This is a genomic window from Escherichia sp. MR, from assembly GCF_005280595.1.
Classification (GTDB): Bacteria; Pseudomonadota; Gammaproteobacteria; order Enterobacterales; family Enterobacteriaceae; genus Escherichia; species Escherichia ruysiae.
This window is the reverse complement of record NZ_SZVK01000017.1, coordinates 71,524-87,984: the sequence shown is the minus strand read 5'-3', so window position 1 is coordinate 87,984 and position 16,461 is coordinate 71,524. Positions and strand designations below refer to the sequence as shown.

Sequence of the window (16,461 nt, the reverse complement as noted above, 5' to 3'; positions counted from 1 at the left end):
AGCTGATAGAAACAGAAGCCACTGGAGCACCTCAAAAACACCATCATACACTAAATCAGTAAGTTGGCAGCATCACCCCATTGCCGATCAGATTTCCGGGTTTCGTCCACTCTTTACTACTTTCTACGTTGGCTTTTTGCACCGGGAAGAAGGCAAAGTTAGCGGTTAAATTCACAAACCACGGCAATGGTTTATCAAGCTGAATTTTCAAAGTATGGGCATCAACTGCGGTGACGCCAAGCTGGTCAGGCGTGGCTTTACCATCAATAATCGCTTGTGCGTTGTTGATTCCCGCCAGCGCGGCAAACCATGCAAATGGCGACAATGTTTTGGGATCCACCAGACGTTGCCAGCTATAGACAAAATCTTGCGCCGTTACCGGTGTGCCATCCGCCCATTTTGCGTTATCGCGCAGGGTAAAAGTCCAGATACGATTGTCATTACTTTTCCACTGCGTGGCGACACCAGGCACTATCTCCCCTTTCTCGTTTTGATTCACCAGACCTTCAAACAAATCGCGAATGACCTGAATCTCCGGCAGGCCCACTGCTTTGGCGGGATCTAACGACGCAGGCTCATCTTTAATGTGGCGCACCAGCTCCTGCTTCTCTGCCAGTACTGTGCCGCTCGGAACTTCTGCAGCATACGACAGGGAAATGCTGCTGACCAACAGCGCACAACACGCGACTGAAACAGAGTGCTTCATAAGTTACCCTCAAACCTGCGTTAATAATGATGCGTAATTATTTGTTTCTCCTTGAAGAAATGCAAATAACTTCCGGCAAAAAAGTGATAAAGGATCGATAACATATCGTTGTCGAAAAGGATTTGATAATCCGCAAAATTTGCACAACACTGCCTGTAATACTTCTTATATTCGAGACGATTATGACCGTGACCCGCCCGCGCGCCGAACGGGGCGCTTTTCCGCCAGGAACCGAACATTACGGACGTTCATTATTAGGTGCGCCGTTGATCTGGTTTCCGGCTTCTGCCGCCAGCAGCGAAAGTGGTTTAATCCTGGCTGGCACCCACGGCGACGAAAATTCTTCCGTCGTCACCCTCTCCTGCGCATTACGCACGTTAACACCGTCTCTGCGCCGCCATCATGTCGTGCTGTGTGTGAATCCTGACGGTTGCCAGCTTGGTCTGCGGGCTAATGCCAATGGTGTGGATCTAAACAGAAACTTTCCGGCGGCGAACTGGAAGGAAGGTGAAACGGTGTACCGCTGGAACAGTGCCGCCGAAGAGCGCGACGTGGTCTTGCTGACCGGCGATAAACCCGGCTCCGAACCTGAAACTCAGGCTTTGTGCCAGCTCATTCATCGTATCCACCCCGCCTGGATTGTCTCTTTTCACGATCCGCTGGCTTGTATTGAAGATCCCCGACACAGTGAATTAGGTGAGTGGCTGGCTCAGGCATTTGAATTGCCGCTGGTGACTAGCGTCGGATACGAAACCCCCGGCTCCTTCGGCAGTTGGTGTGCGGATCTGAACCTGCACTGTATTACCGCCGAGTTTCCGCCCATCTCCTCCGATGAAGCCAGTGAAAAGTATCTCTTTGCAATGGCGAATTTACTGCGCTGGCATCCTAAAGATGCAATTCGCCGGTCGTAAACTGTAGCGCCGGCTCCACATCCACCGCCAGCCAGGTCGGTCCATCAAGATCGGCAAAACTGACCTGCGGCACCAGCGGTAAAGCGGCGCTAATAGCACGAGAGGTACACAACATGCAGCCCAGCATCAGACTAAAACCTTGTGCACGCGCTTCGGTCGCCAATGCCAGGGCTTCGGTCAGCCCCCCCGCTTTATCGAGTTTGATATTAATCATCTCATAGCGCCCTTTCAGCGCCTTCAGATTGCTACGGGTATGACAACTTTCATCAGCACAAATGGGTAACGGATGAATAAAATTCTCCAGCGCCGCATCGTCCTGTGCGGGAAGCGGTTGTTCCAGCATCGCGATGCCTAAGTCAGCCAGCAACTGACATCGCGCTGCCAATCCTTCTGCGCGCCAGGATTCATTCGCATCAACAATCAACGTCGCATCGGGTACAGCCGAGCGAATTGCCACCATCCGCTCGCTAATAAGATGGTTATCCAGTTTCACTTTCAGCAATTTCGCCCCTGCTTGCCATAGTGCCGCAGCACTGCTGGCCATTTGATCAGGCGTACCGATGACAACCGTCTGTGCAGTAGTAATGGTGTCGGGAAGCGTTATACCGATAAATTCAGCCAGCGTCTGCTGCTGTTTACGTGCACTGAGATCCCACAATGCACAATCCAGCGCATTACGCGCCGCGCCCGCTGGCAGTATTTTTTGCAGTTCTTCACGTGTCAGCCCTTTTTCCAGTTGCGGCACAACACTCATAATTTGCGCCATTACTGAAGCGTCACTTTCACCATAGCGCGGATAGGGAGTGCATTCCCCAGCACCTTTAACACCATCTTCTTCCAGTTCAACAACCACCACGCGCGCTTCACTGCGGCTGCCACGAGCAATTACAAACGGGGTATGTAACGGCCAGGCTTCCTCAAATACCTTTACGGTTCTCATCTTTACTCCTTGTTGCCGCGATGGACTGCGGATTAAGCGCAAATAGCGATTGCTGTGTTATTGACAGTTAGCATAAACTAGGCATGACGTTAACTATATGTAAACAGGAAAGATAATCATGTCACAAATCGTTCATTTCCAGGGCAACCCGGTTACAGTCGCCAATTCCATCCCGCAAGTGGGTAGCAAAGCGCAGACTTTTACTCTCGTGGCAAAAGATCTGTCTGACGTCACCCTCACGCAGTTTGCAGGTAAACGCAAAGTGCTGAACATTTTCCCAAGTATTGATACCGGTGTTTGCGCCGCATCAGTACGTAAGTTTAACCAACTGGCGACAGAAATCGACAACACCGTTGTACTGTGTATTTCCGCCGATCTGCCGTTCGCCCAGTCTCGTTTCTGCGGTGCGGAAGGTCTTAACAACGTCATCACCCTTTCCACTTTCCGTAATAGCGAATTTCTGCAAGCTTACGGCGTTGAGATCGCTGAAGGCCCACTGAAAGGTCTGGCTGCGCGCGCAGTTGTCGTAATTGATGAAAATGACAATGTGATTTTCAGCCAGCTGGTGAATGAAATCACCACTGAGCCGGATTACGAAGCAGCTCTGGCGGTACTGAAAGCGTAATTTATTATGCCTGATGGTATTGCGCCATCAGGCATTTTACGTGTTTACTCTTCGCTCTTTTTCTGGCTCAGGCCGTATTCACGCAATTTGTTGGCAATCGCGGTATGTGAAACGCCCAGACGTTTTGCCAGTTTGCGCGTGCTGGGATAATTGCGATAAAGCTGGGTTAACACCGAACGCTCAAATCGACTGGTGATTTCATCCAGCGAACCTTCCATCGCATCTTCGCCCACGGCAACGGTTGTCGCGTCATAATCTGGCAGCAAAATGTCTTGTGGACGCAGTTCGTAGCCGTCCAGTTGGGTGAGTGCACGATAGACAGCATTTTTCAACTGCCTCACGTTACCCGGCCAGCCATAACGTGTCAGCACGGTATTCAGATCGGCAGCCAATTTCGGCCGGGGTACTCCCTGCTCGTCAGCAAAGCGGGCGACGAACAATTCGGTTAACGGCATGATATCCTGCGGACAGTCTCGCAGCGGTGGCAGATTCAGCGTCAACACATTCAGGCGATAATAGAGATCTTCCCGAAATACGCCTTTTTGCACCAACTCAACCAGATTCTTTTGCGTCGCGCAAATCACCCGCACATCGACATGCACCTCGTGATCTTCGCCAACCCGACGGAAAGTGCCATCATTAAGGAAACGCAGCAATTTAGCCTGCATTCGCGGCGACATCTCACCAATCTCATCCAGCAGCACTGAACCGCCGTTCGCCTGCTCAAAGAACCCTTTCTTCCCTTCCGGGGCATGTCCAAACAGTTCGCTCTCAACGGCATCTTCCGGTATAGACGCGCAGTTCAGCGCCAGGTAAGGTTTACCGGCGCGAGGGCTGGCCTGATGACAGGCGTAGGCAAAGAGATCTTTACCAGTACCCGTGTCACCCGTAATCAGCAGTGGCGCGCTTAACATCGCCAGTTTCTGAGCCTGCTCGACAACGTGTTTCATTTTCGGGCTAACGGCGACAATCTGACTAAAGGCGCTGACATCCTGCGCAGCCACATTTTGCAACTGACGCCCCATACGAATCGTCGAGCGCAGCATCACTACCGCACCGGTCAGGACGTGTTGGTCGTGTTCATCCTGCAAATAAACCGGCGTTATCTCCATCAAGAAATTTTGCCCGTTAATCACCACATGTTCGTTATGCGAATCCTGCGGGTCACTCTCCAGCCAGCGTAAAAAATTAAATCCGTTAATCAATTGCGCAGCGGTATGATTGCGTAAACGATCAAGTTTTTGACCAAATAGCTGACAGCTCGCCGGATTCGCCATATCCACTTTGCTTTTCATATCGACCGAAAGCACGGGTTCAGGCAACGCCTCAAGCAATGCGCTCAACGCCAGATGTTCGCGCTCGGAAGGCATCCATGACACAGTGCGCACATCGGTAACACCTGCAATACGGCGAATTTCCGCCATCAGGCTGCTGAAACTGTCAAAATCCAGTTCGGCAAAATTGAGGTAAATCCGCCCGATTGGGTCAATCTCAATACCGCGTAAATCGATGCCTCTTAGAACCAGTAGATCGAGTAATTCGCGGGTCAGACCGAGTCGGTCTTCACAAAAGACTTCCAGACGCATGGGAACCTTCACCTGAGAAAAGAACAATTAATATGATGATATGACACTATTCGAGTGGCAGGAAGATTTCTGTCAACAAAGATTGACACAACGACGGATAATCGGGCACTTCGGCGTAAAGATATCCGATCAGCACCCGATATTGCGTTATTATTCGCTGGTCGTTTTGCCCTTTTGCAGCGTCTCCTTTACCTGACCGATAAGCTGGCGACGAAAATCCCCCAGGCGAGGTTTGTCATCGTCGATCCACGGCAGCGGACGGCAAAGTTCCATAGCTTTAATTCCCAGTCGCGCGGTCAGGAGTCCGGCGCCAATCCCCTGGGCAGCACGCGTTGACAAACGAGCAGCGAGATCTTGTGACATCCAGTCCATCCCCACTTCACGCACCAGCTCGCTAGCACCGGCAAAAGCGATATTCAGCAATACCAGTTTGAACAGGCGCAAACGGCTGTAATAACCCAGTTCAATGCCATAGAGCGTAGCGATACGATTAATCAACCGCAGATTACGCCAGGCAATAAACGCCATATCCACCAGTGCCAACGGGCTTACGGCAATCATCAGGGTAGATTCTGCCGCCGAACGGCTGATTTCTCTGCGCGCCTGCGCATCCAGCACTGGCTGAACCAGATGTGCGTACAGACTGACGACTTCACGATCGTTCTGCGTTTCATGGATTGAGGCATACCAGCGTTGCAGCGCCGGATGCGACTGATCAATACCGGCCTGCTGCGCCAGTTTCTCGCAAAATGCGCGCCCTTTGCCAGTGCCGTGACTATGCAACAAATCGCGCGCTTCATCGCGTTCGTGCGCACGCTGGCGCAAGCGCCATAAGCGTCGCCACTCTGTTACCACTGAGCCAACGCCAGCCCCGATAATCAATGCCCCAGCGGCACAACCGCCCAGTGCTACCCAATCCTGAGTTTGCCAGGCATTCATCGTCCACTGCACGCCCTGGCCAACAACGCTCGCGCCAAACAGCGCCACCCCACCCATGACCATTTTACGCCACAGACTGCGTTTCGGACGCAGCGCCGCATCCATTACCGCTTCGACTTGCCCCTCTTCTTCCGGCACATCGTCGAGCGTTGCCGGGGCAAAATTTTGCGCCTGATTTTCATCAAAGGTCTGCTGCGCCTTAAATTTAGGGTTCTGATCGACTTCCAGCGGACCGTCGAAATCAATACGTGGTTTTAACGGTTCGGTCATCGCAATTTATCTCCTATTAAAAATTCCAGCGCGGCATCAAGGCGAATATGCGGCAGCGGTTTATCGACATCCATCACCTGCGGGCGAAACGCTTCAAACTGGAAGCCTTGCTTATCCCAGAACGCCTGACCGGGCAAACGCGCAGGAACTTCACCAGGGTAAACGGTGAGCGGTGCGCCATCGCTCAGTCGATTACCGCGCAGAGCCGGGATTTTCTCGCCGTTGACGTCGATAATGCCGCTGGTGGTCGCCTGTACGGAGGCCAGCCCCAGACAATCCATGCTGATCCCTTCAAACGCCGCATTTTGCCAGGCATCCTGAATCAGTTGTTGCAGTAATGAAACCATATTGGCGTGCTGATCGATGGTCACATGGTCCGCTTTCGTCGCGGCAAACAGCAATTTGTCGATAACTGGCGAGAACAAGCGGCGGAAAAGCGTACGTTGCCCGTAGTGGAAACTTTGCATCAACTGCGTCAGCGCCAGACGCATATCATTAAATGCCTGCGGTCCACTGTTGAGCGGTTGCAGGCAATCCACCAGCACAATCTGGCGGTCAAAACGCAAAAAGTGGTTTTTATAGAACCCCTTCACCACTTTCTCGCAGTAATAATTAAACCGCTCGCGCAGCATTCCGGCGTTGGTATGCTTATCGGCCTGTGCCAGTTTCGATTCGCCCCAGGCATCGACATCCGGCCACGGGAAGAATTGCAGCGCGGGTGCGCCTGCCATATCCCCCGGCAGAACAAAGCGCCCCGGTTGAATAAAGTGCAGCCCCTGCTGTTTGCAGTGGTGGAGATAATCGGTCCACGCGGCGGCGATATCTGCAAGACGGTTTTCGTCGGCAGGCGCTAACGGATCAAGTCCTTCGCACATCATCCGCCATTTTGCCGACCACTCGCCGCGCTGACCATTAAGCAAGCCCGTCATCTGGCGTGACCAGCTTAAATAGTCCTGCGCCAGCATTGGCAGGTCGAGCAGCCATTCGCCGGGATAATCCACAATCTCCAGATACAGCGTGGAGGTGTCTTTGAAGTGACGCAGTAGCGAATCATTCGATTTATAACGCAATGCCAGGCGGATTTCGCTGACGCCGCGCGTTGGCGTCGGCCAGGCGGGAGGGTCGCCGTACAGCTGCGCTAACCCTTCGTCGTAAGTAAAACGCGGAATGCCAAAATCGCGCTGTGGAATACGCTTCACACCCAGCAGGCGCTCTTCACGCACCGCGCTTAACAGCGGCAAGCGTGCTCCTGCATGAATATTGAGCAACTGATTGACCATCGCGGTGATAAACGCCGTTTTGCCACTACGGCTAAGTCCGGTTACCGCCAGTCGCAGGTGCCTGTCGACGCCACGATTCACCAGCGCGTTAAGTTCATTTTTGAGTCGCTTCATTGCTGTCCTGTGCCAGAAAGCTGTAGAAAGGATGAGATGCTGGAGATAATAATGTGGGTTAATTTTGATTTATCAAATGAATAAGCGGCGTTATTTACACCGCTCAATAAGTAATTTGTTAACCTTTGACCTTCGGCATCGCAATGTCTTTAAGACCACCGGCGTTCTCAACGTGGGTATATCCCATTTCGTTGAGGATCTCTTTTGCCTGCCCGGACTGGCGTCCGGCGTTGCAATACACTTTCACGGTGTCGTTTTTATCCGGAACGGCGGTGGCAATGCGCTCTTTCACTTCCTTCAGGGGAATATTGATGGCTCCCTGAACGTGTTCTTGCTGATACTGTTCTGGAACACGAACATCGATCCAGTGTTCAGCAGCAAAAACAGGCAGTGAAAACGCCAGCGTCAGCGCAAGTAAGCCTTTTTTAAACATGTAAGCGTCCTTCTATGGATGAAAATTGCCATCCATTATACGCCTGAGATTTAACAATTTTTGCGAAACTCCCCTCACCTTTTATAACGCTGCGCCAGTTTATTGGCAGCCCGACTTAACAGCGGTTCCAGCGCCACAGCCAACAACATTTTCAGTGGTCGGCGAGCAACAGATTTTATCGCCCAACCCGCCACACCCGCCGGGCCGTAGCGCAGAGCGGTGAGAAGAACCAGCTTGCCTGCTAATTTGAAACCAGCCTTCACCTTTTGCCCAGCTTGTTGCCAGCGAGTATTCATAACTTTCCTCACAATTGACGGAAACGGCTACGCAGCGTGAAGGTATCGGAAGTGACATAACGTTCCATCTCGCGTAAACGCGTTTCACTGGCAGCCAGTTCACGATCGACTTCATCCAGCAATTCGCTGCTGGAAGGTTGTTGTTCACCATACGCCATGTTGTCCGGCATCGGGTCAAGAGCAAATGACAAAATGATGTAAGCAACCAGGGTAAATAGCGCCAGGCCGAAGAAAATCGACAGCACCACGAGGATACGCACCAGTTTTACCGGTACATCAAAATAATTAGCAATCCCCGCGCAGACGCCGCGCACCATGCCCTGCTGTGGAATACGCCATAATTTTTTATTGAGATTAATACCCGCCATTAGCGATCCCTCCAGTTCGGATGTTCTGCATCAAGAATGGATTCCAGCGCCTGAATGCGTTCGCGCATCCGTTTTGCTTCATCAGCCAGTTGCACTAATCGCTGCTGTTCGCTTTGCGACAATTCACCGCGACTGGATCGGTTGCTGTAATGCAGCCATAACCAGATCGGTAAAACAAACAGCACAAAAATGGTTAACGGAATAGCCAGAAATAGCGCGCTCATAAGTACTCCTTAGACGATGAGCGGCGGCGCGTTCGGACGCCGCCTGGATGTTATTATTGATTGTCTTGCTTCATTTTGGCTTTTAATTGTGCCAGTTGCTCACTGATTGCATCATCGGCTTTCAGTTCGGCAAACTGATCGTCCAGCGATTTTTGTTTGCCGAAGCTGTGGCTTTCTGCTTCCGCTTCCATCTGGTCGATACGACGCTCGAAAGATTCGAAACGCGCCATTGCTTCATCCAGTTTGCCACTGTCCAGTTGACGACGCACATCACGCGACGAGTTTGCTGCCTGGTGACGCAACATCAATGCCTGCTGGCGAGCACGTGTTTCGCTCAATTTGTTTTCCAGCTCACCAATCTCTTTCTTCATACGCTCCAGCGTATCGTCCACCAGCGTCACTTCGTGTTCCAGGCTCTTAATCAGATCGGTCAGTTTCTGTTTTTCAATTAACGCCGCACGCGCCAGATCTTCTCTCTCTTTCAGCAGCGCCAGTTCGGCTTTTTCCTGCCACTCAACTTCACGCGCCGACGCTTGTTCAATACGGCGAGTCAGCTGTTTCTTTTCCGCCAGTGCACGCGCCGAGGTAGAACGCACTTCAACTAATGTATCTTCCATTTCCTGGATCATCAGACGCACCAGTTTCTGCGGATCTTCCGCTTTCTCTAACAGGGCGTTGATGTTGGCGTTCACGATGTCGGCAAAGCGAGAAAAAATACCCATAATGTTGTCCTCTTGATTTCTTCGTTCAGGATTGTCCTGCTGAACTGTTAATACAATTTGCGTGCCAATTTTTTATCTTTTTGATTTATAAAGATCTGATTGAAGAATCAACAGCAACATGCCAGGATGAATTAGCGAATTACACTAACAAGTGGCGAATTTCATCATGGCAGAATACAAAGATAACTTACTCGGTGAGGCGAACAGCTTTCTTGAAGTGCTGGAACAGGTTTCGCATCTCGCGCCGCTGGACAAACCGGTTTTGATTATTGGCGAGCGCGGCACCGGTAAAGAGCTGATCGCCAGCCGTTTGCATTATCTCTCCTCCCGCTGGCAAGGGCCGTTTATTTCCCTTAACTGCGCAGCGTTAAATGAAAATCTGCTGGATTCCGAACTGTTTGGTCACGAAGCCGGTGCGTTTACCGGAGCGCAAAAACGCCATCCGGGACGATTTGAACGTGCCGACGGCGGTACGCTATTTCTTGATGAACTCGCTACAGCACCGATGATGGTGCAGGAAAAATTATTGCGTGTGATTGAGTACGGTGAACTGGAGCGCGTTGGCGGCAGCCAGCCATTGCAGGTGAATGTGCGGTTGGTATGCGCGACGAATGCCGATCTCCCGGCGATGGTCAATGAAGGTACTTTTCGCGCTGACCTGCTCGACCGGCTGGCTTTTGATGTAGTGCAACTGCCGCCACTACGCGAGCGTGAAAGCGACATTATGCTGATGGCGGAACACTTTGCCATCCAGATGTGTCGGGAAATAAAACTGCCTCTGTTTCCTGGTTTTACGGAGCGTGCCAGAGAAACGTTGCTGAACTATCGCTGGCCAGGAAATATCCGTGAATTGAAAAACGTGGTGGAACGTTCGGTGTATCGCCACGGCACCAGCGATTATCCGCTTGATGAGATCATTATTGATCCCTTTAAACGGCGTCCACCTGAAGACACTATCGCCGTTTCAGAAACCACCTCGCTTCCGGCACTGCCGCTGGATTTACGTGAGTTTCAGCTGCAGCAGGAAAAAGAGTTACTGCAACTCAGTTTGCAACAGGGGAAATATAACCAGAAGCGCGCGGCTGAATTGCTGGGGTTAACCTATCATCAGTTCCGCGCGTTGTTGAAAAAGCACCAGATTTAGCGAAGTTGAGCAATACGACTTGCCGGATGCGGCGTGAACGTCTTATTCGGCCTACATAATCAATACGTCGTTTGCAGGCCTGATAAGCGCAGCGCATCAGGCATTTTTGCGTTGGGCTCCGCTTATGCGTATTAATCTCTCAGCGCATCCTGCAAAATTTTCATTGCCGCATCGAATTGCGCATCCGGGATGGTCAGCGGATACAGGAAACGTATCACGTTGCCGTATGCGCCACAGGTCAACAGTAACAGCCCCTGCGCCAGCGCGCGTTGCTGAATTTTCTGCGCAATGGCGGCTGACGGCTCGCCCGTTTGCGGGTCGTTAAATTCTGCCGCAATCATCGACCCCAGACCGCGTACCGCAGCAATGGCCGGAACGCTTTCTTTGGCCTCAATCAGCGTTTGCGTCAGGCGCTGACCGAGTTGATTCGCACGGTCGCAAAGGGATTCTTTGTCGATAATGTTGAGCACTGCGTGCGCGGCGGCAACTGCCAGCGGGTTACCGGCGTAAGTGCCGCCAAGCCCGCCCGGCGCGGGCGCGTCCATAATGTTGGCATTACCGACCACGCCCGAAAGCGGCATCCCGCCCGCGAGGCTTTTCGCCATCGTCATTAAGTCCGGCTTATCGGCGTAATGATCCATGGCAAACAGTTTACCGGTACGCGCAAAACCGCTTTGCACTTCATCAGCAATCATCACAATGCCGTGCTCATCGCACAGGCGGCGAATGGCGGCAACCAGCTCTTTTGGCGCCACGTTAAATCCGCCCTCGCCCTGTACCGGTTCGAAAATAATGGCCGCGACCTGTTTCGCTTCGATGTCTGATTTAAACAAGCGTTCGATGGCGTCGAGGGAATCTTGCGTCGAAACGCTATGCAAATCTGACGGATACGGCACGTGATACACCGAACCGGGGAACGGGCCGAAACCAATTTTGTACGGTGCAACCTTTCCAGTTAATGCCATGGTCATATACGTGCGACCGTGGAAGCCGCCGCTGAACGCAATCACGCCAGGGCGTCCGGTATGGGCGCGGGCGATTTTCACTGCGTTCTCAACCGCTTCCGCACCGGTGGTGAAGAACGCGGTCTTAGCCTGACCACTGACCGGGGCAAGGGCGTTAATTTTCTCCGCCAGCGTGACATAGCTTTCGTATGGCACAATCTGATACGCCGTGTGGGTAAACTGTTGCAGTTGCTGTTCCACCGCTGCCACCAGTTCAGGATGGCGATGTCCGGTGTTCAGCACCGCAATGCCTGCGGCAAAATCGATGTACTCGTTGCCTTCAACATCCTTCAGCGTGGCGTTTTCAGCCGACTGGGCGAAGAAGTTACACATTACGCCGACCCCGCGCGGGGTGGCAGAAAGACGACGCTGATGGAATTCATTGTTGCTCATGTTTCACACCTTTTGACTCTTCACGGTTAATCGGAAATTAAACGCCCAGACGATCGCGCAGGCTGTAATAAGCCGCGCCCATCGCGGTAAACGGCACGCGCAGCGTGCGCCCGCCGGGGAACGGGTAATGCGGCAGATTGGCGAAGGCGTCGAAACGCTCGGCATCGCCGCGCAGCAGTTCAGCAATTAAACGCCCGGCGAGATGGGTACAGGTAACGCCGTGGCCGCTGTAGCCCTGCATGTAGTAAATGTTTTTATCGAGGCGACCAAACTGCGGCATACGCGACAGGGTCAGCAGGAAGTTGCCCGTCCAGCGGTAGTCGATTTTTACGCCCTGCAACTGCGGGAAGGTTTTCAGCAGTTTCGGCACCACCAGGCGCTCAACGTCATCCGGGTCACGTGCGCCATACACCACGCCACCACCGTACAGCAGGCGGTTATCGGCAGTCAGGCGGTAGTAATCAAGCAGATAGTTACAGTCTTCGACACAGTAGTTTTTCGGGATCAGCGAACGGGCTAAATCATCGGAAAGCCGCTCGGTGGTGATCACCTGCGTGCCGCACGGCATACTGCGCTTCGCCAGTTCCGGCTCCACTTTATCGCCCAGATACGCATTCCCGGCGACAATCACATACTTCGCCGTCACCTGGCCTTTAGCTGTGCGCACCACCGCTGGCGTGGTGTGCTGGATCTGCGTCACCGCAGAAAGCTCATACACACGTCCGCCGTTCAGACGAATGGCGTCGGCTTCACCAATAGCGAGGTTCAGCGGGTGAATATGCCCGCCGCTGTGATCCAGCAGCGCACCGGTGTAGCGATCGCTGGCAACTTCACGGCGAATGGCACTGGCGTCCAGCAGTTCGAGTTGATTGTTACCATAGCGTTCCCAGTTCTCTTTCTGCTCTTCAAGAGTCGCGAGCTGCTTATCATTCATCGCCACAAACAGGCCACCGGGGCGGTAGTCGCAGTCAATCTGATAACGTTTGATGCGCTCGCGGATGATCTCTCCACCTTCGAACATCATGCTGCCGAGCATACGGGCGGTGTCCATGCCGTAGCTTTTTTCGATTACGTCGATGTCGCGGCTGTAGGAGTTTACAAGCTGACCGCCGTTACGCCCGCTGGCGCCAAAGCCGATGCGTGAGGCTTCGAGTACCACCACGTCAAAGCCCGCTTCCGCCAGATGCAGTGCAGAGGAAAGCCCGGTGTAGCCGCCGCCAACCACGCAAACATCACACGTGATTGACTCATTCAGCGTGTCGAAAGGCGCATATTTATTCGCACTGGCGGCGTAGTAACTACTGGTATGTTCGGTCATTTCAGGCCTCCAGGCTTATCCAGATGGTTTTCAGTTCAGTGAATTTTTCAAGGGCGTGCAGGGATTTGTCGCGACCGTTGCCGCTCTGCTTATAACCGCCAAACGGTACGGTCATATCGCCATCGTTGTAGTTGTTGACGAAGACGGAACCAGCTTTCAAACGGCGGCTCATGCGGTGCGCGCGGGAGAGATTGCGCGTCCATACCGCCGCACCGAGCCCGTACTGGCTGTCGTTGGCAAGCTGTAGCGCCTGGTCTTCTGATGTGAAACGGGTGACCACCAGCACCGGGCCAAAAATCTCTTCGCGACTCAGGGACTCATTGGGGTCTACGTCGACAAAGATGGTCGGGCCGATGGCCGCAGCCAGTTCAGCGTTACGACCATCCAGCAGCAGTTGCCCTTTGCTTTCGCCTTCACGAATAAAGGTGTGTACCGAGTCGGCATGAGCGCAGTCGATTAAGGTGCCCATCGTGGTTGCAGGATCAAGTGGATGCCCCGGCTGCCAGTTTTGCGCCTGCTGTTTTAACAGGGCTAAAAACTCATCGGCGATGCTCTCTTCCAGCAATAAACGGGTTCCGGCGATGCACACCTGGCCTTGGTTGTAGAAGATACCTGCGGCTGTCGCGCTCGCCGCTTTTTGCAGATCCGGGCAGTCAGCAAAAACGATGTTGGCGCTTTTACCACCTGCTTCCAGCCAGACGCGTTTCATGTTGCTGTCGCCTGCGTCTTTCAGCAGTTGTTTACCGGTACGCGTGGAGCCGGTAAAGGCGATGGCATCGATATCGTTATGACGAGAAAGCGCCTGCCCCGCCTCATGACCAAAACCAGTTACTACGTTCAGCACGCCATCCGGCAGACCTGCTTCTTTCGCCAGCCCCGCAAGGCGAATCGCACTGAGCGGTGATTTTTCAGACGGCTTCAGGACAACGCTGTTACCTGCCGCCAGCGCCGGGCCGAGTTTCCAGCAGGTCAGCAACAGCGGGAAGTTCCACGGGACGATGGCGGCAATTACGCCGACCGGTTCGCGCACAATCATCGCCAGCTCATGGCTACTGGTGGTCGCCACTTCGCCGTAAACTTTATCGATCGCTTCGGCGTACCAGCGAATGGCGCGCGCCGCGCCGGGAATATCATCACGCAGGCTGTGACAAATCGGTTTACCGGTGTCGAGGGTTTCCAGCAGCGCCAGTTCTTCCGCGTGGGCTTCCATTAAATCGGCGAGTTTATTCAGTACCACTTTGCGTTTAGCCGGAGAAGAGAGCGACCAGTCGCCGCGTTCAAATACGTTGCGTGCCGCGCTCACTGCGCGGTCGATATCGGCGCTTTTACCGCGCGCAATATTCGCTAGCGGCGCCTGGGTGACCGGATCAACGGTTTCGAAGGTTTCGTTTTCCGCCGCAGCGGTATATTCACCGTTAATAAATAAGCGGGTTTCAATGGCGAGACTTAACGCTTTATCCTGCCAGTAAGCCAGATGATGAAAATTCATTATGACTCCTGTTTCACGTCTATCAGATATATGCAGTTTGTGAACGTCAGGGCGCAGAGATCCCCGAGCCGTATGCCCGTTTATTTCTGGCGACATTCTTTATAGATTGCCGGGCGCATTGCGCTTACCCGGCTTACAGAGCTAAAAGATTAAAACGTGGTGGGTGTATGGGCGCTGATAATTCGGCAAATGCCTGCCGACGTATTGCTGAAACTGTGCGGGATGCCGGTATTAATAGCATAACTTTGCCCCGCGACGAGGTGATAATCCTGTCCATTAATGGTCAGAACAATTTCACCTTCCAGTACAGTGCCTATTTCCTCACCCTGATGCTTAATTCTTTCCCCAGTGGTTGTGCCCGGCTGGTACGTTTCAAAGATCATCGCCAACGTGCGATTCGGGTTACCGTTATGAACCAGCTTCATTGACACACCCTGACTGCCCATTTCAATTAAGTCGTCCTGATTAATGACGACCTGCGGCTCATCAGGTTTTTCCGGCTCGGAAAAGAATTCCGAGAGTGACAGTCCATACACCTTCAGCAGCTTTTGCAGCGTACTGATGGCAGGGCTGACTTTATCCTGTTCTATCGTACTGATAGCACTGTGAGTCAGCCCGGAGAGTTCGGCGGCACGACGTTGTGAAAGCCCCTGCTGCTGGCGGATTTCCGACAAGCGTTTTCCTGGCGCCAGTCCCTCATCACTCATATTTGCATTTCCTTAAACTGTAGTGGTCAGAGTCGCTGTTTTTCAGCGATATGGTGCTGACAAGCGGTGATAAAGCCCTCGAACAATATACGCGAAAGCGCGTACTCGCTACTGTTCCATTCCGGGTGCCACTGTACGCCCAGCGCGAAAGGATGATTGATGACGCTCACCGCCTCAACTAAGCCATCCGGCGAGCGAGCTTCAACACGCAACCGTGGGCTAACAACCTTCGCCCCTTGTCCATGCAGAGAGTTTACCCAAAAGTTGCTACATTCAGGTAACAGCGCAGACAGTAATCCCCCCTCTTCAACCTGAACTTCATGCGACGGCGCATATTGCTGCTCCACCGGCAGTTCGGGATCTTCCCGATGTTCCAGAAATTCAGGCTGTTCGCACAGCTTGCGATGCAACGAACCTCCGGTTGCCACCACCAGTTCCTGTAAACCCCGGCAGATGGCGAAAATGGGGATGCGCCTTTCGAGTGCAGCGTTAATTAACGCCATGCTCAGAAGATCACGCCCGGGATCGGCGTCAGGCTCATCGCCGTTTTCACCATATAGGTGCGGCTGCACATTGCTGGGACTACCAGGAAGATAAATGCCATCAAGTTTCGGCAAAAGTTCTTCAAGTAATGACGGCTCAGCCAGCGCATGGGGAAGCGCAATCGGCAAACCACCTGCGTGAATGATGGCATTCAGGTACTTTTCTTGCAGAGTCTGGGTCTCATGACCCTTAAGCCTGTTCCTGCACATTACGACACCGATAACAGGATTGTTCATTATATTTTCCATGCTCAATCTCACAAAGTGGACTAAATTATCGCCATTACTGCGGTTTAAATGACCTTTCTGTTCAATATTTTTTCAATCTAGCAGTGAGTTTTCTTTTTTGCAAACTCAATTTAACATTTGACAAACATTTAGCTTGCATACAGATTCGAAGAGTGGTCATTATATTTTACGCTCTGATAACGAGTGGAAAACAAAACCAAA

General features: G+C 52.7%; 17 protein-coding genes and 1 pseudogene. 3 read left to right on the top strand and 15 right to left on the bottom strand.

The window, feature by feature from the left end:
- Positions 1-76 precede the first annotated feature (76 nt).
- Positions 77-706 (bottom strand): annotated as a pseudogene (mppA, locus tag FC814_RS10205) (murein tripeptide ABC transporter substrate-binding protein MppA); the annotation flags it as partial.
- A gap of 182 nt (positions 707-888) precedes the next feature.
- On the opposite strand from mppA, the gene mpaA reads away from it, so the two are divergent.
- Positions 889-1,617, top strand: a complete 729-nt coding sequence (mpaA, locus tag FC814_RS10200) for a murein tripeptide amidase MpaA (protein WP_010344731.1) — start codon at positions 889-891, stop codon at positions 1,615-1,617.
- On the opposite strand, the gene ycjG is transcribed toward mpaA, so the two are convergent.
- Positions 1,592-2,557, bottom strand: a complete 966-nt coding sequence (gene ycjG, locus FC814_RS10195) for an L-Ala-D/L-Glu epimerase (RefSeq protein ID WP_137325889.1) — start codon at positions 2,555-2,557, stop codon at positions 1,592-1,594. The two genes, mpaA and ycjG, sit on opposite strands and share 26 nt — an antisense overlap.
- Positions 2,558-2,675: 118 nt before the next feature.
- Here ycjG and tpx point away from each other — a divergent pair, with 118 nt between their 5' ends.
- Positions 2,676-3,182 carry a thiol peroxidase gene (gene tpx, locus FC814_RS10190; RefSeq protein ID WP_000078460.1) on the top strand — a complete coding sequence of 169 codons (507 nt, stop codon included), beginning with the start codon at positions 2,676-2,678 and terminating at the stop codon, positions 3,180-3,182.
- Between the two features lie 44 nt (positions 3,183-3,226).
- Here tpx and tyrR read toward each other — a convergent pair whose 3' ends face one another.
- The 8 genes from tyrR to pspA form a co-directional block, all read right to left on the bottom strand.
- Positions 3,227-4,768 carry a transcriptional regulator TyrR gene (gene tyrR, locus FC814_RS10185; protein ID WP_010344747.1) on the bottom strand — a complete coding sequence of 514 codons (1,542 nt, stop codon included), beginning with the start codon at positions 4,766-4,768 and terminating at the stop codon, positions 3,227-3,229.
- A 150-nt stretch (positions 4,769-4,918) separates the two neighbouring features.
- A complete protein-coding gene (locus FC814_RS10180; RefSeq protein ID WP_000138698.1) occupies positions 4,919-5,977 on the bottom strand; it encodes a YcjF family protein in 1,059 nt (352 codons plus the stop codon).
- Positions 5,974-7,371, bottom strand: coding sequence for a YcjX family protein (locus FC814_RS10175; protein ID WP_000825801.1), 1,398 nt, complete (start codon positions 7,369-7,371; stop codon positions 5,974-5,976). Before FC814_RS10175 ends, FC814_RS10180 begins: the two co-directional genes overlap by 4 nt.
- Positions 7,372-7,489: 118 nt before the next feature.
- Entirely contained in the window at positions 7,490-7,804 is a 315-nt protein-coding gene (pspE, locus tag FC814_RS10170; RefSeq protein ID WP_000473117.1) for a thiosulfate sulfurtransferase PspE, read from the bottom strand.
- 74 nt (positions 7,805-7,878) lie between these two features.
- Positions 7,879-8,100: a phage shock protein PspD gene (gene pspD, locus FC814_RS10165; protein WP_137325888.1), complete on the bottom strand. Its 222-nt coding sequence runs from the start codon at positions 8,098-8,100 to the stop codon at positions 7,879-7,881.
- An 8-nt stretch (positions 8,101-8,108) separates the two neighbouring features.
- On the bottom strand, positions 8,109-8,468 hold the full coding sequence (pspC, locus tag FC814_RS10160; protein WP_000907390.1) for an envelope stress response membrane protein PspC: 360 nt from the start codon (positions 8,466-8,468) through the stop codon (positions 8,109-8,111).
- Positions 8,468-8,692 (bottom strand): envelope stress response membrane protein PspB, encoded by a 225-nt coding sequence (gene pspB, locus FC814_RS10155; protein WP_085460748.1) that lies wholly within the window; start codon positions 8,690-8,692, stop codon positions 8,468-8,470. Before pspB ends, pspC begins: the two co-directional genes overlap by 1 nt.
- Before the next feature lie 53 nt (positions 8,693-8,745).
- A complete protein-coding gene (pspA, locus tag FC814_RS10150; RefSeq protein WP_000511032.1) occupies positions 8,746-9,414 on the bottom strand; it encodes a phage shock protein PspA in 669 nt (222 codons plus the stop codon).
- 166 nt (positions 9,415-9,580) lie between these two features.
- Here pspA and pspF point away from each other — a divergent pair, with 166 nt between their 5' ends.
- Positions 9,581-10,558 (top strand): phage shock protein operon transcriptional activator, encoded by a 978-nt coding sequence (gene pspF, locus FC814_RS10145; protein ID WP_137325887.1) that lies wholly within the window; start codon positions 9,581-9,583, stop codon positions 10,556-10,558.
- Between the two features lie 131 nt (positions 10,559-10,689).
- On the opposite strand, the gene puuE is transcribed toward pspF, so the two are convergent.
- The 5 genes from puuE to puuD all read right to left on the bottom strand — a co-directional run bounded on the left by puuE (position 10,690) and on the right by puuD (position 16,260).
- Positions 10,690-11,955, bottom strand: coding sequence for a 4-aminobutyrate transaminase (gene puuE / locus FC814_RS10140; RefSeq protein ID WP_000069262.1), 1,266 nt, complete (start codon positions 11,953-11,955; stop codon positions 10,690-10,692).
- 37 nt (positions 11,956-11,992) lie between these two features.
- Positions 11,993-13,273 (bottom strand): gamma-glutamylputrescine oxidase, encoded by a 1,281-nt coding sequence (gene puuB / locus FC814_RS10135; protein ID WP_105290183.1) that lies wholly within the window; start codon positions 13,271-13,273, stop codon positions 11,993-11,995.
- Between the two features lies 1 nt (position 13,274).
- On the bottom strand, positions 13,275-14,762 hold the full coding sequence (puuC, locus tag FC814_RS10130) for an aldehyde dehydrogenase PuuC (RefSeq protein WP_137325886.1): 1,488 nt from the start codon (positions 14,760-14,762) through the stop codon (positions 13,275-13,277).
- 149 nt (positions 14,763-14,911) lie between these two features.
- Entirely contained in the window at positions 14,912-15,469 is a 558-nt protein-coding gene (puuR, locus tag FC814_RS10125) for an HTH-type transcriptional regulator PuuR (RefSeq protein WP_001278727.1), read from the bottom strand.
- Between the two features lie 26 nt (positions 15,470-15,495).
- Entirely contained in the window at positions 15,496-16,260 is a 765-nt protein-coding gene (gene puuD / locus FC814_RS10120; protein WP_032225085.1) for a gamma-glutamyl-gamma-aminobutyrate hydrolase, read from the bottom strand.
- Between the last annotated feature and the right edge of the window lie 201 nt (positions 16,261-16,461).